This is a genomic window from Arthrobacter sp. LjRoot14 (assembly GCF_964253905.1).
In the GTDB taxonomy this organism is placed as follows: Bacteria; Actinomycetota; Actinomycetes; order Actinomycetales; family Micrococcaceae; genus Arthrobacter.
This window is the reverse complement of sequence record NZ_CAXURL020000001.1, coordinates 1,709,762-1,730,192: the sequence shown is the minus strand read 5'-3', so window position 1 is coordinate 1,730,192 and position 20,431 is coordinate 1,709,762. Positions and strand designations below refer to the sequence as shown.

The following is a 20,431-nucleotide window of genomic DNA, read 5'->3' as shown; positions in this document are numbered from 1 at the left end:
TGGTGACTACTTGGCGGAGACCTTGCGGGCGGAGCCGCTGGCCTCAGCCGGTGCTTCCGCACTGGTTGCTTCCGCACTGTTGGCGCCGGGAAGCAGGTCCCCGCCCTTCTGGTGATCCAGCGCGGCCTTGACCAGGCCCGCGAACAAAGGATGCGGCCGGGTGGGGCGGGAGCTCAGCTCCGGGTGGGCCTGGGTAGCGACGTAATACGGGTGGACTTCGCGGGGAAGCTCCACATACTCCACCAGCTTGCCGTCCGGGGACGTTCCGGAGAACACGAGCCCCTTCGCTGCAATCTGGTCGCGGTACTTGTTGTTGACTTCGTAGCGGTGGCGGTGCCGCTCGCTGACCTTGGTGGTGCCGTAGGTCTCGGCGATGACGGAGCCTTCGTCCAGCTTGGCTTCGTAGAGGCCCAGACGCATGGTGCCGCCGAGGTCGCCCTTGCCGTCAACGATGTCCAGCTGCTCTTCCATGGTGGCGATGACCGGGTACTTGGAGTCCGGTTCGAATTCGCTGGACGATGCGCCCTCAAGGCCCACCACGTTCCGGGCGTATTCGATGACCATGCACTGGAGGCCCAGGCACAGGCCCAGGACCGGCAGCTTGGTTTCGCGGGCAAACTTGAGCGCGCCCAGCTTGCCTTCGAGGCCGCGGATGCCGAACCCGCCGGGCACGCAGATCGCGTCCACGCCAGAGAGCGAGTTCACGGCGCCTTCGTGGGTTTCGCATTCGTCCGAGGGGACCCAGCGGATCTTGACCTTGGTGTCGTTGGCGAAGCCGCCGGCGCGCAGGGCCTCGGTGACGGAGAGGTAGGCGTCCGGCAGGTCGATGTACTTGCCGACCAGGGCGATTTCCACTTCGTGCTTCGGGTTGTGGACTGCTTCGAGCAGCTTGTCCCAGCTGGTCCAGTCAACATCCTTAAACGGCAGGTCCAGTGCACGGACGATGTAGGAGTCCAGGCCCTGGGAGTGGAGGGTCTTGGGGATGTCGTAGATGCTCGGCGCATCCGGGCAGCCGATGACGGCGTCGATGTCGACGTCGCACATGCGGCCGATCTTGTCACGCATGGCCTGCGGGACTTCGCGGTCCGAACGGATCACGATCGCCTCGGGCTGAATGCCGATGGAGCGCAGCGCGGCAACGGAGTGCTGCGTCGGCTTGGTCTTCAGCTCCTGGGACGGCCCGATGTACGGGACCAGGGACACGTGCAGGAAGAAGACGTTCCCGCGGCCGATGTCCTGCCGCACCTGGCGGGCTGACTCGAGGAAGGGCTGCGACTCGATGTCGCCAACCGTGCCGCCGATCTCGGTGATGATGACGTCCGGAGCGTTCTTGCCCTCAGCAGGAAGCCGCATCCGGCGCTTGATCTCATCCGTGATGTGCGGGATGACCTGGACGGTGTCGCCGAGGTACTCGCCGCGGCGCTCCTTGGCGATGACCGTGGAGTAGACCTGGCCCGTTGTGACGTTGGCCGAGCCTTCAAGGTTTTCATCGAGGAAGCGCTCGTAGTGGCCGACATCCAAGTCAGTCTCGGCACCGTCGTCAGTCACGAAGACTTCGCCGTGCTGGAAGGGGTTCATCGTGCCCGGATCCACGTTCAGGTAGGGATCGAGCTTCTGCATTGTTACAGACAAACCGCGTGCCCGCAGCAGGTGGCCGAGGCTCGAAGCCGTCAGTCCCTTGCCTAGCGAGGACGCCACACCGCCGGTGACGAAGATGTGTTTGGTCGTCTTGGACGAGCCCGGGAACCGGGAATTTACACGGGAATTTGATCGCTGCACCACGGAATTCGAGCCTATCATCATTTGAGCCTTCCACGGGTCGAAAATCGGATTCCCCAAATGACTCAGTCTCCCCCGCCGCTGGAACCTGATCAAGTTTTAGCTGCAAACCAGGGGCGGCGGGCAGCCGATGTGACGGTTCTCGCAGTGCGGTTCAGGCCCTCTGCGGCAGCAGCTTGGCGTCGTCCAGCAGCTCTTGGGCGTGGGCCTGGGCTGTTTCGGAATCTTCCTGGCCGGCAAGCATACGGGCCAGCTCCTTGACCCTTTCCGGGCCATCGAGGAGCCGCACATCGCTGGAGGTGAACCCGGTGGCGGTGCCGCCGTCGGCCCCTCTGACCGATGTCTTAGTGACGGTGATGTGCTGGTCAGCGAACGCGGCAACCTGAGGAAGGTGCGTGACCACCAGGACCTGCACATGCTGCGCCAGCATGGCCAGCCGGCGGCCGATCTCGACGGCGGCCCGACCGCCCACGCCGGCGTCCACTTCGTCGAACACAAAGGTGGGCACCGGATCCACTGCGGCGAGCACCACCTCGATGGCCAGCATCACGCGGGAAAGCTCGCCCCCGGAGGCACCTTTGCCCAGCGGGCGGGCCGGCGCACCGGAGTGGGGCTGAAGGAGGAACGAGATCTCGTCCGCCCCGTACGGCATCAGCTGGGCGGCAGGCTCGATGGTGATCACCAGGGTCGCGTCGGCCATGGCCAGCGCCTTTAGTTCGGCGCTGACCCGTGCAGAGAGATCTTTGGCGGCCTTGCCCCGGACCTTGCTGATGGCGGCGGCCTGCTTCTTCAGCTCCGCCTCGGTCCGGGCGACTTCCGCGTCCAGCGCCTCGATCCGGGTGGAGTCATCCTGCAGTTCGTCGAACCGGACGCGGGCGTTCTCCGCCCACACCAGGACCTCGTCGATGCTGGGGGCATACTTGCGGACCAGTTTGGCCAGCGCGGCCCGTCGGTCCTCGATCTCCGCGAGCCGCTCCGGCCCCTCTGAATCCAGCCCGGCCTGGTAGCTCGCCAGTTCCGTGGCGATGTCGTTCAGCAGGAAGCCGACCTCGGCCAGGCGGGCGGCGGCCGCGCCGAGTTCGGCATCGTGCTCGGCCACATGTTCCAAGGTCCGTTTCGCCGCATCCACCAACGTGGTGGCGTCGCCCTCGTCACCGTAGTCCTCCGCGATGAGCGCCTGGTGGGCGGTGTTTGCCGCAATCCTGAGTTCTTCGACGTTGGCCAGTTTCACGGCCTCCGCCTTGAGGGACTCGTCCTCACCCGGCTGCGGGTCCACGTCATCGATTTCAGCCAGCGCGATCTCCAGCGACTCTGCTTCCCGCAGCCTGTCACGAGCCGCGCCCCGCAGCGCGTCCAGCTCCGCCTGGCTGGCTTTCCAGTGGCTGTACAGGGCCTGGTAGGTAGCCAGCGGGCCGGCCAGGGTATCGCCGGCAAACTTGTCCAGGGCACCGCGCTGGGCAAGCGCCCCCTTCAGCCTGATCTGGTCCGACTGGCCGTGGACCACCACCAGGCTTTCGCCGATCTCCGCCAGGACCCCCACGGGGGCGGCGCGGCCGCCAAGGTAGGCACGGCTGCGTCCATCCGCACCCAGCCGGCGGGCAAGGATCAGTTCAGCGCCGCCGTCGAACTCCTCCACCTCAGCACCCGCCTCCAACGCGCGGACGACCGCTGCGTGCCCGGCATCCAGCTTGAGGACGGCTTCCGCCGAGGCGCTCTTCGCACCGCTGCGCACGGCACCCGCATCCGAGCGGGCACCCAGGAGGAGGCCGACGGCGGTGACCACCATGGTCTTGCCGGCGCCGGTTTCACCGGTCACCACGCTAAGGCCCGGGCCGAGCGGGAGGGTTGCGTCGGTGATGACGCCGAGGTCGCGGATTCTCAGTTCTTCAAGCATGATTCACTTCGCAGTCGTCGGATCAGTCTCGGACGTCCCGGCGGGCCGGGGACCCGCAGGCGGCACCATGGGCCTGGGGGTACGGATGGTGGGTACAGGCCCGGTATGGACGGACTCTGCCTGGGGCATGGGGCCGCGCCAGCCGTGAATGGGGAGCTGGAATTTACGGACCAGCCTCGCCGAAAACGGTGTCTGGTGCGTCCGTGCCAGCCTGACCGGCGTGGCCGAGCGGGTCACTTCGACACGGGCGCCCGGCGGGAGGTCCACCGAACGGCGTCCGTCACACCACAGCACACCCTGGGCGTCGGTCCGGTTCAGTACCTCCACGGCCAGCCTGGAACGGGGCGAGACCACCAGCGGCTTGGCGAACAGCGCGTGGGCGCTGATGGGAACAATCACCAGGGCTTCCACTTCCGGCCACACCACCGGGCCGCCGGCGGAGAAGGCGTAGGCAGTTGAACCGGTGGGCGTAGCCATCACCACGCCGTCGCAGCCGAACGATGTCAGCGGACGCTCGTCCACTTCCGTGACCACCTCGAGCATCCGTTCCCGGTTGCCTTTCTCGATGGCCGCCTCGTTCAGTGCCCACGTATGCCAGATCTTTTGTCCGCGGACCCAGACCTGGACATCGATGGTCATCCGTTCCTCCACCGTATAGTCGCGGCTGGCGATCCATTCGACGGTCTGCGCAAGGTCTGCCCGCTCGCTCTCGGCGAGGAAGCCCACATGGCCCAGGTTAACGCCCAGCAGCGGGACGTCCACCTCCCGGACCAGTTCGGCGGCACGGAGGATGGTGCCGTCCCCGCCGAGGACCATCACAAGCTCGACGTCGGGGAGCTGGATGTGGTCATGGAGGATCTCCACGGGGTCTTCGAGCCGCCCGAAAAACCCCTCCATGTCTTTGAGTTCGGATTTTTGCATCACCGGAACAATGCCTGAGGCGTGCAGCTGGATGCACGCCTCCCAGGCAGCCTTCAGTGATTCCTCGCGGCCGGTGTGGGCAAGGACCAGTACACGCCTGCTCATCGGGTTCCGCTTTCTAGTGGTTCGGCCAGATTGTTCCGAGCAACGCAGCAACGGCTGCGTCCCGCTCTTCGATCTTAGGCAAGTCTGTGGTGATCCTGCGCTTTATCCACAGGAAGTATTCGACGTTTCCGTCCTGGCCGGGCAAGGGGCTTGCCGCGAGGCCGTGAAGTTCGAGCCCGGCGTCGAGCGCCGCATGGGCGACTTTTTCTACCGCCATCCGGCGTTCACGCACGGAATTCACCACGCCGGTGCGGCCCAGCCGGTCCTTGCCGATCTCGAACTGCGGCTTGACCATCAGGACCAGGTCGCCACCGGGATGCGTGCACGCCGCCAGCGGCTCCAACACCAGGGTCAGCGAAATGAACGACAGGTCAGCGACCGTCAGCGCGGCCGGGCCGCCAACCTCTTCCGGCGTCATGTAACGAACATTGAGGCCCTCGTGCACTGACACGCGGGGGTCGTCCCGGAGCTGGGGCACCAGCTGGCCGTGTCCGACGTCGACAGCCACCACATGATCTGCCCCGCGCCTGAGCAGGACCTCGGTAAAGCCGCCGGTGGACGCACCGGCGTCCAGGCAGCGCTTGCCTTGAGCCGTGACTTCCGGAAAGGCCTCCAGTGCCCCGGCCAGTTTGTGGCCGGCCCGGCTCACATAGCTGTCCTGCCCGTCATCGGCTACGTCCAGGGGCGTGAGGTCATCCACCTGGGCGGAGGCTTTCGCGAGAACGGTGCCGTCGGAGCTGACTTTGCCTTCGGCGATCAGACGCGCGGCGTGGGTGCGGGATCTCGCCAGCCCACGGGTGACGAGCATTTGGTCAAGCCTGGCCATCCTCAGTTGTCACCCGCAGCGGACGGATCGTCGTCGTTGAGCGCATCCAGCAGGGCATCGTGAAGTGCCGCGTAGGCATCGGCGTGCCCGGCAACCGGGAGCCCTTCAATGGCAGCCAGCCGGTCCAGCGCAGCGTCGACTGACGCGTCGCCGACCGGTCTCATGCTGCGGCCGGCTTCCGGAAAGTTGTTCAGCTCGGTCATCTGTCCAGTCTAGTGATCCGGATTAGCGCGTCAGCCACTCGATGGCCGGCGTCAGGGCAGTTTCCGCCTGCGGATTGGCCGTCCACCACGCCGAGCAGGCTGCCCGCCACGAGTCGAGATCTCCCGGAACTCCGCTGATGTGGACGGTCTCTCCGCGCACAACGGCGGAGGCCGAACCGCAACGGAACGTGCCGCCGTCGTGCTCTTCCACAGCGGGGTACGGGCGGTACAGATCGCTGAGGTCGTTGATGAGGAAGTCCGGCCGCTCAGCCGTGCGGGCGGCGAGGATGGATTCCCGGGTGTCTACGCCGGTGAGCACTGCCACCGTGGCAAATCCGGCGTTGTTCCCGCCGAGGATGTCGGTGTCCAGCCGGTCGCCCACGACGAGCGGCCGGTCGGAGGTGAGCCGTTTGGCGGCGGTGCGGAACAGCGGAGCCTCGGGCTTTCCGGCCACCAGGGGCCGCTGTCCGGTGGCCGCAGCAACGGCAGCCACCAGGGTTCCGTTCCCCGGAGCGATGCCGCGGGCCTGCGGAATGGACATGTCCGTGTTGGTGGCAACCCACAGGGCGCCGGCGGCGATGACGTACGAAGCCTCAGCGAGGTCCTTCCAGCCGATCTCGGGATTGAATCCCTGGACCACCGCCACCGGGTTGTCCTTGGCACTGTGGACGGGTGTCAGCCCAACCAGTTCCACCTCATGCGCCAGCGCCGGGCTCCCGGTCACCAGGACCCGCGCCCCCGCCGGAAGAAGTCCCGCCAGCAGCTCGCCGGCAGCCTGCGAGGAACTGACCACCTGCTCGTCTTCGGCAGGCGCGCCAAGCTCACGCAGGTGCGCCGCCACCTGGGCGGGAGTCCGGGACGCGTTGTTGGTCACGTAGCCAAGTCCGACGTCGACACCCGCCAGTTGGCGGAGCGCCTCGACGGCGCCCGGGATGGCGTGGGGACCGGCGTAGACAACACCGTCAAGGTCGGACAGGAGGGCGTCGAACCGGGAAATCAATGAAGCACCGCTCATGCGCAGTTATTCCCTTTCGCGGTCCGACTGTGCGGTGTCCGCATCGCCGGCGTCCTGTACGGCGTCCTCGGTGGTGCCGTATCCGCTGGTGCCCTCTTCGAGTTCGTCCTCCTCAACGGAATCCTCGTCGGATTCAGCGTCGTCGGATTCAAAGTAATCCGCTTCGGCGTCGTCGGAGCCCTCATCCAGGACAGCAGCATCTGATACGGCGGCGTCCGATGCGGCAGCTTCGACCACGGCCGACTGGCTGTCGTCACGGACACCCGGCGACGGGGCGGGCGCACTGGCAGCCTGCTGCTGGGCGAGCAGGCGGCGCCTTGCTTCCTCTTCGCGGGCTTCTTCTTCCTCGTCCCAGCCGAGGTCGATGATGTCAGGTTCCTCGTCCTCTCCGAGGCCCAGGGCGTTTTCCGCAACAACGGCCTGGCGCTGCCACTTCGCCGCTTCCTCGGTCCGACCTACTGCCGCGAGGGCGTCACCGTAGGCGCGGAAGAGGCGGGGGCTGTAGGAGAAGGCGCGGTTGATGTCCAACTGGGCAATTTCCAGTTCGGCCACGGCCGCGTCCAGCTGGCCCAGGTCGGTGCGGGCGCCGGCGGCCACGATGGCCAGTTCAACCTTGCCGGGTGCGTCAAGGTCATTGGCTTCCTCGGAGCGGGCCACGTCAAGGGCACGGTCCGGCCGTCCCAGGCCGCGTTCGCAGTCGGCCATGACGGGCAGGTGCACGTTGGAGCCACTAATACGGCGGTAGGTGCGGAACTCGCGCAGGGCTTCACCGTAGTGGCCTGCGGCGTAAGCGGTCAGGCCCACCGCCTCGCGCACTGCCGAGAGACGTCCGCCGCGGCGGCTGGCAGCCAGGGCATGCTGGAAGGCAAGCTCCGGCTCTTCGTCGATGAGGCGGCCTGCCATTACCAGGTGGCGTGCGACCCACTCTGCGCTCTTGGGCTCGAGGGTCTTGATCTCATGCTTGGTTGCGCGGTCCAGCTCCTGGCCGGTGACATCTTCGTCGATCTGGGGAGAGCGCTCACGATCCGGGCGGTTGGCGCTGCGCAGGTCACGGGCGTTCGGTACGCGTGCGGGGCGGTCCTCGGGACGGTCGCGTCCGAAGTCGCGGGGGCCTGAATCGCCACGGTCGAAGCTGCGGGGCGCCCGTTCCTGGCGGTCACCAAACGGTTTACGGTTGTCCCCGCCACCGTAGCTGCGACGTTCGCCGTCGCCTTCCCGGCGCGGGCGATCACCAAACGGCTTCCGGTCACGGTCACCGGCGCCGGCGCCGAAGCTGCGGCGTTCGCCCCCTTCACGGGACGGACGATCACCGAACGGCTTCCGGTCGCGGTCACCTGCGCCAAAGCTGCGGCGTTCGCCCCCTTCACGGGACGGACGATCACCGAACGGCTTCCGGTCGCGGTCACCTGCACCGGCGCCGAAGCTACGGCGGTCCCCACCCTCACGGGACGGACGATCACCAAACGGCTTACGGTCACGGTCACCTGCACCAAATGGTTTACGGTCACGGTCACCTGCACCGGCGCCGAAGCTACGGCGGTCCCCACCCTCACGGGACGGACGATCACCAAATGGCTTCCGGTCAGCGCCTTCACGCGACGGACGGTCACTGCGATCATCCTTTGCGCGGAATCCGCGGGGATCCCCGCCGGAATTATTCGAGGCGCGGTACGGTCCCCCGCCCGAAGGTCGGCCGCCTCCGTAGCTGCCGCGGTCTTTACCGTTTCGATTTCCGCCGTTGTGCTCAGCCATGTTGGATTCCTCCTGTTGTGAGCCGACCACTGGCGCAATCGCAGCCGCTCTTATCCGTGTTTCGTTATCCTACGCAACCCGAAATCAAGCGCTTCGAAGTCCGTACATCTCATGCAATTCTAGGCGAGTCACCGCTCACCAACTAACTGCCACAGCCACGGAAGCTGCTCTCGTGGCAAGCCTCACAGGGACGCGGATCCGTGTCAGCGTCTGACCCAGTAAGGGCACCGGTCCAAGTAGCGGCTCAGGCGTAATCCGGCTCTCCGTGGTTGATGGTGAAACAGGTTCCGTGTCTTGAAAGCTGAAGGGCTCGTAGCCCTGCTGTGATGGATGTTCTCTACGCATTCATCAAGTCAGGAGCTACGAGCCTTGATCGAGCCTACTTCCCCGCGCCCCGATGCTGCCACCGCCATTTTCAACCTGCCCGACTACCGAGTCACCGATACTGAGGTCCTTGCCTTCGGGCAGCGGCGGATCCGCGTCGTGGCCACCGCCGAGGCCGGCTGCCCGTCGTGCGGGGTGATCAGCACCCGCGTGCATTCCCGCCGGCCGCAACGGCTGCGTGACATCCCTGTCGCCGGGCCGGTCGAAGTAGTCTGGGCCAAGCGGAGATTCTTCTGCGATGAGCACCTGTGCCCGCGCCAGACATTCACCGAGGAAACATCCCAGGTCCCGCGCCGGGCACGCTCCACCCGCCGGCTCCGTGAGGCCCTGGTGGCCGCTGTCATCGGATCCGGCAGGGCAGCCGCCGAGGCCGCCGCTTCGTTCGGTGTCTCATGGTGGCTGGTGCAGCGGGCTCTGGATTCCGCGGCGCTGACGCTGCCCGATGTCGACGCCCTGGCACCGCGAATGCTCGGCATCGATGAACACCGCTACCGGTCCGTGCGGTTCTTTCGCGACCCTGCCACCAAGGCCTGGAAACGCTACGAACCCTGGATGACCACCATCGTGGATCTCGACACCGGACAGGTCCTGGGGATCGTGGACGGCCGCGACAGTGAGGGGGTCGGGGACTGGCTGTTCGCCCGTCCGCTTCAGTGGCGCCTGGGCGTGCAGGTCGTTGCCATCGACCCGTCCGCGGCGTTCCGCAAAGCACTGCGGATGTGGTTGCCGCGCACCGCTGTCTCAGTCGACGCGTTCCACCTGGTCAAGCTCGGCAACGACATGCTCACCGAAGTCCGCCAGCGGCTCACACAGCAGGTGCATGGCCGGCGGGGGCGTTCCATCGACCCGGTGTGGGCCAACCGGAGGCTGCTCCTGCGCGCCGGGGACACGCTCTCGGACCGGGCACGGGACAGGCTCAGCACCGTCTTCGCGACCGACGATGCCACCGGAAAACTGCAAGCGGCCTGGCTTGTCAAAGAACAGCTCCGGACCCTGCTGACCACAGGCTCTCTTGCGGACGCTGCCGCCGCGAAAGCCCGGCTGCAGATCCTGGTCGAGCGGGCCGCGCAGCCCGAGACGAACCGGCTCTGGCGCACGGTCTGTCGGTGGTGGAAAGAGATCGAAGTCCTCATTGTCACCGGAGCGACAACCGCGAAAGTGGAAGCCAACAACACCGCAATAAAGCACATCAAAAGGACTGGCCGGGGATTCACCAACGCACGCAACTACAAAACGCGTATCCTGTTGCGCAGTGCAGCCAGAACAGCCGCATGAACATCCCTCACGGCAGAACGTTCACCACGAACCGTGAAGAGCCCGTAATCCAGGAGCAGCCGCCGGCCCTCCCCCGGTGACGCTCTCTCACCTTTCGCACTCCCCCGGGCGACGCTCTCTCAGTTGTGGCGGGTTGTTTCCGGGATGCTCTACCGGTGGTGGTGGGGGTTCGACGGGGGTGCCTGGTCCGGCGGCCGTCGGATGTGAGAGAGCGTGGGCCAAACCAGGTGCCGGATCTGAGAGAGCGTGTGTCGGGAGGGGTGCCGGATCTGAGAGAGCGTGTGTCGAAAGGGGTGCCGGATCTGAGAGAGCGTGTGTCGAAAGGGGTGCCGGATGTGCGGGAGGGTCCGGAAAAAGGGGTGCCGGATCTGAGAGAGGGTGTGTCGGGAGGGGTGCCGGGCCTGGGTGTGGGTGTGGGGTGCCGGGTGTGGGTGGGGGTTTTGGTGGTTAACGTGGGAGAGCCCCGACCAGTTGCCTGGTTGGGGCTCTCGACCTGAATGATGTTCCGGCGGTGACCTACTCTCCCACACCCTCCCGGGTGCAGTACCATCGGCGCTGTGGGTCTTAGCTTCCGGGTTCGGAATGGGACCGGGCGTTTCCCCCACGCTATGACCGCCGTAACCCTTCTACCCGGACCCCCGGCAGGTGCGCTGGGGGTTGGGAAATCTTGTGGTTACAACATTAGTGGTGTTGTTATTTTGTTGTGTTTTGTTCCTGCAACGCAACGGGTTTGTTGGTTGGGAACCACATAGTGGACGCAAGCAGTCTTGTTTTCTTTTTACCCCTTTTCATGGTGTGAACGTCTTTTGAATCCGTTCACGAAAGGGGTGTGTGGTGTAAGTTATCGGCCTATTAGTACCGGTCAGCTTCACGAGTCGTTAGTCCTCGCTTCCACATCCGGCCTATCAACCCAGTGGTCTGGCTGGGGGCCTCTCACACACAAGGTGTATGGAAATCTCATCTCGAAGCGAGCTTCCCGCTTAGATGCTTTCAGCGGTTATCCCATCCGAACGTAGCTAATCAGCGGTGCACTTGGCAGTACAACTGACACACCAGAGGTTCGTCCGTCCCGGTCCTCTCGTACTAAGGACAGCCCTTCTCAAATTTCCTGCGCGCGCAGCGGATAGGGACCGAACTGTCTCACGACGTTCTAAACCCAGCTCGCGTACCGCTTTAATGGGCGAACAGCCCAACCCTTGGGACCTACTCCAGCCCCAGGATGCGACGAGCCGACATCGAGGTGCCAAACCATGCCGTCGATATGGACTCTTGGGCAAGATCAGCCTGTTATCCCCGAGGTACCTTTTATCCGTTGAGCGACGGCCATTCCACAATGTACCGCCGGATCACTAGTCCCGACTTTCGTCCCTGCTCGAGATGTCTCTCTCACAGTCAAGCTCCCTTGTGCACTTACACTCGACACCTGATTGCCAACCAGGCTGAGGGAACCTTTGGGCGCCTCCGTTACTTTTTAGGAGGCAACCGCCCCAGTTAAACTACCCATCAGGCACTGTCCCTGACCCGGATTACGGGCCGAAGTTAGATGTCCAAAGTGACCAGAGTGGTATTTCAACGATGACTCCACCCGAACTGGCGTCCGGGCTTCAACGTCTCCCACCTATCCTACACAAGCCACTCCGAACACCAATACCAAACTATAGTAAAGGTCTCGGGGTCTTTCCGTCCTGCTGCGCGTAACGAGCATCTTTACTCGTACTGCAATTTCGCCGAGTTTATGGTTGAGACAGCGGGGAAGTCGTTACTCCATTCGTGCAGGTCGGAACTTACCCGACAAGGAATTTCGCTACCTTAGGATGGTTATAGTTACCACCGCCGTTTACTGGGGCTTAAATTCTCAGCTTCGCCTTGCGGCTAACCGGTCCTCTTAACCTTCCAGCACCGGGCAGGAGTCAGTCCGTATACATCGTCTTGCGACTTCGCACGGACCTGTGTTTTTAGTAAACAGTCGCTTCCCCCTGGTCTCTGCGGCCCCGATCCCCTCCGGACAGCACGTGTCCATCAAGGTTGGGGCCCCCCTTCTCCCGAAGTTACGGGGGCATTTTGCCGAGTTCCTTAACCATAATTCTCTCGATCGCCTTAGTATTCTCTACCTGATCACCTGTGTCGGTTTGGGGTACGGGCGGCTAAAACCTCGCGTCGATGCTTTTCTAGGCAGCATAGGATCACCGAATCCCCCCCTAAAGGGGTCCCGTCAGGTCTCAGGCATCATGAACGGCGGATTTGCCTACCGTTCGCCCTACATCCTTGGACCGGGACAACCATCGCCCGGCTCGGCTACCTTCCTGCGTCACACCTGTTAATACGCTTACCTCCCAGGATCAGGTCCCGCGCTCCACCAAAACCCTCACACCACAAGGGTGATCGGGCAGGTCTCGGGCGGTTAGTATCCCCTGTTCAGCATGGGCGGTTTTTCGCCGGTACGGGAATATCAACCCGTTGTCCATCGACTACGCCTGTCGGCCTCGCCTTAGGTCCCGACTTACCCAGGGCAGATTAGCTTGACCCTGGAACCCTTGATCATTCGGCGGACGGGTTTCTCACCCGTCTTTCGCTACTCATGCCTGCATTCTCACTCGTGTAGGCTCCACCGCTGGTTTACACCGCGACTTCACTGCCCACACGACGCTCCCCTACCCATCCACACTCCTGAACCAACCCCACAAAGGAGGCGGCTTGGATAAAATGTGAATGCCACAACTTCGGCGGTGTACTTGAGCCCCGCTACATTGTCGGCGCGGAATCACTTGACCAGTGAGCTATTACGCACTCTTTTAAGGATGGCTGCTTCTAAGCCAACCTCCTGGTTGTCTTCGCAACTCCACATCCTTTCCCACTTAGCACACGCTTAGGGGCCTTAGTTGGTGGTCTGGGCTGTTTCCCTCTCGACTATGAAGCTTATCCCCCACAGTCTCACTGCTGCGCTCTCACTTACCGGCATTCGGAGTTTGGCTGACGTCAGTAACCTTGTAGGGCCCATTAGCCATCCAGTAGCTCTACCTCCGGTAAGAAACACGCAACGCTGCACCTAAATGCATTTCGGGGAGAACCAGCTATCACGAAGTTTGATTGGCCTTTCACCCCTACCCACAGCTCATCCCCTCCATTTTCAACTGAAGTGGGTTCGGTCCTCCACGACGTCTTACCGTCGCTTCAACCTGGCCATGGGTAGATCACTTCGCTTCGGGTCTAGATCACGCCACTGCAACGCCCTATTCAGACTCGCTTTCGCTACGGCTGCCCCACACGGGTTAACCTCGCGACGTAACACTAACTCGCAGGCTCATTCTTCAAAAGGCACGCCGTCACCAGAATCAGACTGGCTCCGACGGATTGTAAGCACACGGTTTCAGGTACTGTTTCACTCCCCTCCCGGGGTACTTTTCACCTTTCCCTCACGGTACTGGTCCGCTATCGGTCATTAGGGAGTATTTAGGCTTATCAGGTGGTCCTGACAGATTCGCACGGGATTTCTCGGGCCCCGTGCTACTTGGGATACTTCCCAGGCGGTACACAACATTACGGTTACGGGGCTCACACCCTCTCTGGCCGGCCTTTCAAGACCGTTCACCTATGCCTGCACATCACACCTCGCTGTCCCGGCAGAGACAGCACGGAAAGTCCCGCAACCCCGACCATGCAACGCCCGCCGGCTATCACACATGGAACGGTTTAGCCTGATCCGCGTTCGCTCGCCACTACTAACGGAATCACTATTGTTTTCTCTTCCTGCGGGTACTGAGATGTTTCACTTCCCCGCGTTCCCTCCACGCACCCTATGTGTTCAGATGCGGGTCACCAGGCAACTCGCGTCCCTGGCGGGGTTTCCCCATTCGGACACCCTGGGATCACAGTCCGGTTATCGACTCCCCCAGGCTTATCGCAGATTCCTACGTCCTTCTTCGGCTCCTAATGCCAAGGCATCCACCGTGTGCTCTTAAAAACTTGACCACAAAAGATCAAAAACGCTAATTTTCGAGAGAACCATGAAAACCACCACCACCGCCCCGAAGGACAACAGCGACAGATCCAGGTTCATATTCTTGGAAATTGCTTCTTATAAAAGATGCTCGCGTCCACTATGTAGTTCTCAAACAACAACCCCGTACCACACACCCCACACACACAAACATGCATGATCGATGCAGCCAGGAAACCAGAAACAAACAAACCCGGGAAGAAACCCTCCCGGTCCTGTTGCCTCAGGACCCAACAGTGTGCCAAACACTAAACCGCCTGCGCCCCGCCCCCGCCGTTCCAGGACACTCAAGAGCATCCGTACTGGGCAAGGACAAAACCATGCGGCCGCTATTTGCTGATATTCCACCCGTGAGCACCCGCCGCAGAACTATCGTCTGCGCAACGGGCGTACTCCTGACAACACCACCACACCCGCATACACGGGGTGAGGTTGCTGTAGGTGCTCCTTAGAAAGGAGGTGATCCAGCCGCACCTTCCGGTACGGCTACCTTGTTACGACTTAGTCCCAATCGCCAGTCCCACCTTCGACAGCTCCCTCCCACAAGGGGTTAGGCCACCGGCTTCGGGTGTTACCAACTTTCGTGACTTGACGGGCGGTGTGTACAAGGCCCGGGAACGTATTCACCGCAGCGTTGCTGATCTGCGATTACTAGCGACTCCGACTTCATGGGGTCGAGTTGCAGACCCCAATCCGAACTGAGACCGGCTTTTTGGGATTAGCTCCACCTCACAGTATCGCAACCCTTTGTACCGGCCATTGTAGCATGCGTGAAGCCCAAGACATAAGGGGCATGATGATTTGACGTCGTCCCCACCTTCCTCCGAGTTGACCCCGGCAGTCTCCCATGAGTCCCCGCCATTACGCGCTGGCAACATGGAACGAGGGTTGCGCTCGTTGCGGGACTTAACCCAACATCTCACGACACGAGCTGACGACAACCATGCACCACCTGTGAACCGGCCCCAAAGGGGAAGGACTGTTTCCAGCCCGGTCCGGCCCATGTCAAGCCTTGGTAAGGTTCTTCGCGTTGCATCGAATTAATCCGCATGCTCCGCCGCTTGTGCGGGCCCCCGTCAATTCCTTTGAGTTTTAGCCTTGCGGCCGTACTCCCCAGGCGGGGCACTTAATGCGTTAGCTACGGCGCGGAAAACGTGGAATGTCCCCCACACCTAGTGCCCAACGTTTACGGCATGGACTACCAGGGTATCTAATCCTGTTCGCTCCCCATGCTTTCGCTCCTCAGCGTCAGTTAATGCCCAGAGACCTGCCTTCGCCATCGGTGTTCCTCCTGATATCTGCGCATTTCACCGCTACACCAGGAATTCCAGTCTCCCCTACATCACTCTAGTCTGCCCGTACCCACCGCAGATCCGGAGTTGAGCCCCGGACTTTCACGGCAGACGCGACAAACCGCCTACGAGCTCTTTACGCCCAATAATTCCGGATAACGCTTGCGCCCTACGTATTACCGCGGCTGCTGGCACGTAGTTAGCCGGCGCTTCTTCTGCAGGTACCGTCACTTTCGCTTCTTCCCTACTGAAAGAGGTTTACAACCCGAAGGCCGTCATCCCTCACGCGGCGTCGCTGCATCAGGCTTTCGCCCATTGTGCAATATTCCCCACTGCTGCCTCCCGTAGGAGTCTGGGCCGTGTCTCAGTCCCAGTGTGGCCGGTCACCCTCTCAGGCCGGCTACCCGTCGTCGCCTTGGTGAGCCATTACCTCACCAACAAGCTGATAGGCCGCGAGTCCATCCAAAACCACAAAAAGCTTTCCACCCCCCACCATGCGATGAGGAGTCATATCCGGTATTAGACCCAGTTTCCCAGGCTTATCCCAGAGTTAAGGGCAGGTTACTCACGTGTTACTCACCCGTTCGCCACTAATCCCCCCACAAGTGAGGTTCATCGTTCGACTTGCATGTGTTAAGCACGCCGCCAGCGTTCATCCTGAGCCAGGATCAAACTCTCCGTTGAAGTAAAACAAAAACAGACACAACCAGGAACCACGGGAAAACGCGGAACCAGACTGCACAAAATTTGAAACCAGCTGTAAAAACCAGACCACACCACGGGGTGGCGGATCCAGTCAATTCAACCAATCCATAAAATAAATTGGTATCAACAAACTTGGCACACTATTGAGTTCTCAAACAACAGACACATTCGAATACTTTTCAAACAAATATTTGAATTCCAGTGAATTCTTTGTTATCATTTCTTCGCTGCGATGTTTCTAGCTTATTTCATTCAATTCCACTTTGCAAATCCGGTTATTCTCCCGAAATTCACTTGGTGGAGTGAATCCGCCCAGCAAAATGCGAAGCAACTTTTCATCTTTGCGCCTTGCGCATGAAGAATTGCTTCTCATTTGTAGGGGGTTTGTCACCACTCAGCGGCGGCGACTCAGAAAACATTACACGCTCCTCCCCGGCCGCGCAAATCGGCCGGAAAGGAGCGTGCATATGACTTCTTGGGTGCGCCTGATCCTAGGAAGCTGCCACTTCCACGGTTGCCAGGTTTTTCTTCCCGCGGCGTAAGAGCAGGTAGCGCCCGTGCAGGAGTTCGCTGCCCGGAATAACTGCATCCGGATCGGTGACCTTGGTGTTGTTGACGTAAGCGCCGCCTTCGCCCACCGTCCGGCGGGCGGCCGACTTGCTGTCCGAGAGTCCCGAGGCCACGAGCAGATCCACAATGCCCATCCCCTCCGAGTCAACACGCGCCGACGGCAGTTCGGCTGTGGCGGCCGAAAGGGTCTGCTCGTCCAGCGCAGCGAGATCGCCGCCGCCGAAGAGTGCCGCCGAGGCAGCGATGACCTTCTCCGTTGCCTCCACGCCGTGGACCAGCGAGGTCACTTCGAACGCAAGCCGGCGCTGCCCTTCGCGGGCGAAGGGACGCTCGGCAATGGAAACCTCCAGGGCTTCTATCTCTGCGCGGGTCAGGAACGTGAACACCTTCAGCCTCGCGGCAACGTCGGCATCAGCAGTGTTGAGCCAGAACTGGTAGAAGGCGTAGGGGCTGCACATCTCCGGATCAAGCCAGATGGCGTTGCCTTCGCTCTTTCCGAACTTGGTGCCGTCCGAATTGGTGATGAGCGGCGTGCCAAGGGCATGCACGTGCTTGCCCTCCACCTTGCGGATAAGTTCGGTACCGCTGGTGAGGTTGCCCCACTGGTCCGAGCCGCCGGTCTCCAGGACACAGCCGTAGTCACGGAAGAGCTGGAGGTAGTCCATGCCCTGCAGGATCTGGTAGCTGAACTCGGTGTAGCTGATGCCCTCATCCGAACTGAGGCGGGAGGCAACGGCGTCCTTGCGGAGCATGGTGCCGACCCGGAAGTGCTTGCCGATTTCGCGAAGGAAGTCGATGGCGCTGAGCGGGGCCGTCCAGTCGAGGTTGTTGACCATCCTGGCGGCGTTGTCGCCGTCAAAGCTCAGGAAGCGACGCACTTGGGCCTGAAGGTACCCGACCCATTCGGAAACGGTGTCCTTGGTGTTCAAGGTGCGTTCCGCCGTCGGCCTCGGATCACCGATCAGGCCGGTGGATCCGCCTACCAGGCCCAACGGCTTGTGGCCGGCGAGCTGAAGGCGGCGCATCAGGAGCAACTGCACGAGGTTGCCCAGGTGCAGGCTGGGAGCGGTTGGATCGAACCCGCAGTAATAGGTGATCGGGTCCCCGGCGAGCAGCTTTTCAAGTTCCACTTCGTCAGTGGACACGTGGACCAGGCCGCGCCAGTTGAGCTCTTGCCAGATATTGGCAAAAGTCGGATCGTTCTGCTGGGACTCGAGATCATTTAGTTGGGACACGTGATCTAAGTTAGCAGGATTGCCCGGCCCCCAGCGCTGCGTGACAGCGCCGCCGGGGTGGCGGGAGCCCGGGACAAACCGGTCCTCCCGCCACCGGGGATCAGCGTTCGATGCCTGCCGGCACCGGGGCGGCTGCGATCAGCCGCAGCCGCTGTGTGGGCCGGGTCATGGCCACGTAGAGGTCGCCGACGCGTCCGTGTTCATGGTTGAGCATCATGGACGGCTCCAGCACCACAACGCCGTCGAATTCCAGGCCCTTTGCTTCCCGCGGGCTGATGACCACAATGTCCTGCTCGTAGCTGCCGGCCCCGGTACCGACTCGGCGGCCGTAGGCAGCGCGCAAGGCAGAAGTGGCCTGCGGCAGCAGTTCGCCGTCGGCAATCACTGCCAGCAGGCCGCCGTCGAGCGCGTCGAGCTCATCCGGAAGGACCTCAACGAGCCTGCTGACGATTGCCCCGTCATCCACGCGGTCAATGATCGGCGACCAGCGGCCTTCGCGGACGGCCTTGGGAGCAGAGATCACCAGACCGGCGGCGGTGGCCATCCGTGCCGCCGCCTCCGCGATCTGGGAGGGCGTGCGGTAGTTGACGGTGAGTTCCTCGAGCTGCCAGCGGTCGCCGAACATCGGCTCCAGCGCGCTCTGCCAGGACTTGGCGCCAGCCACGGAGCTCGTCTGGGCGATGTCGCCCACGATCGTGAACGATTTCAGTGGGCAACGCCGCACCAACAGCCGCCACTGCATCGGCGACAGCTCCTGCGCCTCATCGACAACGATGTGCCCGAAGGCCCACGTGCGGTCGCTGGTGGCGCGTTCCGCCGCGGTGAGCCGCGCTTCGCGCTCCTGGTTCTGGTCGACGAGTTCCTCGGCCGTCATCAGCACGTCCACCCCGGCGGTTTCCATGTTCACCAGGGTCTGCTTGGCGTTGGCGATGTCCCGGGCACGGTCGTGCTCCTGCTGGGCCAGCCCGCGACCGGCGGCGGGATCAAGTTCGCCCAGCAGTTCGGCCGCTTCATCCAGCAACGGCACGTCGGCTTCGGTCCAGGGGCTGTCCACCGGGCGGCTGAGGAGGGCGCGTTCAGCGTCGGTCAGGTGGGGCGTGCACGCCTCCAGGATTGCCGGCTTGCTGAACAGCTCTGAGATGAGCTTTTCCGGGGTCATCGGCATCCAGCACAGATTCAGTGCGATCCGGACATCGCGAGCAGTGCGGACGTCCTCGGCGAGATACGAACGGTCGGCGTTGTTGCCGATGCTGCCGGCCTCGACGAGCTCGGTCATCTGCTCGGTGAGCTCACGAAGCAGGATCTTCACGAACGTCAGGCGCGCCTCGTTGTGCGGCTTGTGGGTGGCGCGGGCTTTTTCCCGGGCCCGCCGCACCTGGCGGGGTGTCAGGACCAGCTTGCGGCCGTCGACTTCAAGGATCCGGTTCTCAGCCGGAATGCGCTGCCGGTTGGAGACGGCGTTGGCAACCACCTCGGCCATGTCCAGCCTGCCCTTGAGGGCAGCGACGTCCGCTTCCTGTTCGGGCACGGCGTTGATGCCGGGCATGAGCCGGCCGACGCTCGCCATGACCACGCCCGTCTCGCCGAGTGACGGCAGGACGCGCTCAATGTACTTCATGAACGACGACGACGGACCCACCAGGAGAACACCGGCGGTCTTGAGCCGGTCACGGTGGGTGTAGAGGAGGTATGCGGCGCGGTGCAGCGCAACCGCCGTCTTGCCCGTTCCGGGCCCGCCCTGGACGACGACGGCGCCGGAGATCGACGAGCGGATGATCCGGTCCTGTTCCGACTGGATGGTGCCCACGATGTCGGACATGCGTCCGGTGCGCTTGGAGTTAAGGGCGGCCAGCAGCGCGCCCTCGCCCTGCAGCGATTCATTGTCGGCCAGCATGCCGGCGTCGAGGACGTCGTCTTCGATGGCCTTGACGTCGCGGCCCTGCAGAATCAGGTGGCGCCGGCGGCGCACGCCCTGGCGGTCGAAAGCAGTGGCCTGGTAGAAGTGCCCGGCCTCGGGCGCACGCCAGTCAACCATGAGCCGCTGGAGGTCGTCAGTCGTCAGGCCGATACGGCCGATGTACTGGGCCTCCCCCGAGTCCAAATCGAGGCGGCCAAAAACCAGCCGGTCGTCCACAGCATCCAGCTGTGCCAGGCGGTCCTCATAGAGCGCCGCGAAGGCGTCCCGTTCGGAAACATTTTGCATGGTTCCCACGGCACCGGCACGGCGGACCTGGGCAAGTTGAGTGCGCTTTTCCTCGCGCAACTCATCAAGGCGGGCATACAGTCCGGCAACATAGTCCCGTTCATGGGCCAAATCAGCGTCGAGCATCGAGACTTTCCCCTATCGCAAAAGACAGACCGTCCATTCTACAACCATTTTGATGAACGCGTCTGAAACATTTCAGTGACCCCGGTTTTCCGCACCCGGCGCCCCCGCGGCTCCGGCCGCGGCTCCGGGACGGCGTGCGCCCGACGTCG

At 62.8% G+C, this 20,431-nt stretch carries 10 protein-coding genes and 3 rRNA genes; 1 reads left to right on the top strand and 12 read right to left on the bottom strand.

From position 1 onward, the window contains the following. Nucleotides 1-6 precede the first annotated feature (6 nt). From ACSQ12_RS07795 to ACSQ12_RS07765, 7 genes are all read right to left on the bottom strand, one after another. Nucleotides 7-1,800, bottom strand: coding sequence for a CTP synthase (locus ACSQ12_RS07795; protein ID WP_209748483.1), 1,794 nt, complete (start codon nt 1,798-1,800; stop codon nt 7-9). 133 nt (nt 1,801-1,933) lie between these two features. Then, entirely contained in the window at nt 1,934-3,673 is a 1,740-nt protein-coding gene (gene recN, locus ACSQ12_RS07790) for a DNA repair protein RecN (protein ID WP_436064956.1), read from the bottom strand. A 3-nt stretch (nt 3,674-3,676) separates the two neighbouring features. Then, nucleotides 3,677-4,699 carry an NAD kinase gene (locus ACSQ12_RS07785; protein ID WP_436064955.1) on the bottom strand — a complete coding sequence of 341 codons (1,023 nt, stop codon included), beginning with the start codon at nt 4,697-4,699 and terminating at the stop codon, nt 3,677-3,679. A 13-nt stretch (nt 4,700-4,712) separates the two neighbouring features. Beyond that, on the bottom strand, nt 4,713-5,525 hold the full coding sequence (locus ACSQ12_RS07780) for a TlyA family RNA methyltransferase (RefSeq protein WP_436064954.1): 813 nt from the start codon (nt 5,523-5,525) through the stop codon (nt 4,713-4,715). Between the two features lie 2 nt (nt 5,526-5,527). Then, nucleotides 5,528-5,728 (bottom strand): hypothetical protein, encoded by a 201-nt coding sequence (locus tag ACSQ12_RS07775; protein WP_209746071.1) that lies wholly within the window; start codon nt 5,726-5,728, stop codon nt 5,528-5,530. A gap of 22 nt (nt 5,729-5,750) precedes the next feature. After that, nucleotides 5,751-6,743 (bottom strand): HAD-IIA family hydrolase, encoded by a 993-nt coding sequence (locus ACSQ12_RS07770; protein ID WP_436064953.1) that lies wholly within the window; start codon nt 6,741-6,743, stop codon nt 5,751-5,753. Nucleotides 6,744-6,749: 6 nt separating this feature from the next. Continuing rightward, a complete protein-coding gene (locus ACSQ12_RS07765; protein WP_436064952.1) occupies nt 6,750-8,495 on the bottom strand; it encodes a hypothetical protein in 1,746 nt (581 codons plus the stop codon). 369 nt (nt 8,496-8,864) lie between these two features. On the opposite strand from ACSQ12_RS07765, the gene ACSQ12_RS07760 reads away from it, so the two are divergent. Further along, nucleotides 8,865-10,154, top strand: coding sequence for an ISL3 family transposase (locus tag ACSQ12_RS07760; protein WP_436064951.1), 1,290 nt, complete (start codon nt 8,865-8,867; stop codon nt 10,152-10,154). Between the two features lie 503 nt (nt 10,155-10,657). On the opposite strand, the gene rrf is transcribed toward ACSQ12_RS07760, so the two are convergent. The 5 genes from rrf to ACSQ12_RS07735 all read right to left on the bottom strand — a co-directional run bounded on the left by rrf (nt 10,658) and on the right by ACSQ12_RS07735 (nt 20,282). Further along, nucleotides 10,658-10,774 (bottom strand): 5S ribosomal RNA (gene rrf, locus ACSQ12_RS07755). Nucleotides 10,775-10,985: 211 nt separating this feature from the next. Further along, nucleotides 10,986-14,123 (bottom strand): 23S ribosomal RNA (locus ACSQ12_RS07750). 480 nt (nt 14,124-14,603) lie between these two features. Beyond that, a 16S ribosomal RNA gene (locus tag ACSQ12_RS07745) occupies nt 14,604-16,127 on the bottom strand. Together the 16S, 23S and 5S rRNA genes form the textbook arrangement of a ribosomal RNA operon. Nucleotides 16,128-16,639: 512 nt before the next feature. Further along, nucleotides 16,640-17,953, bottom strand: a complete 1,314-nt coding sequence (tyrS, locus tag ACSQ12_RS07740; RefSeq protein WP_209746074.1) for a tyrosine--tRNA ligase — start codon at nt 17,951-17,953, stop codon at nt 16,640-16,642. A gap of 100 nt (nt 17,954-18,053) precedes the next feature. Beyond that, on the bottom strand, nt 18,054-20,282 hold the full coding sequence (locus tag ACSQ12_RS07735) for a HelD family protein (RefSeq protein ID WP_436064950.1): 2,229 nt from the start codon (nt 20,280-20,282) through the stop codon (nt 18,054-18,056). Nucleotides 20,283-20,431: the final 149 nt, after the last annotated feature.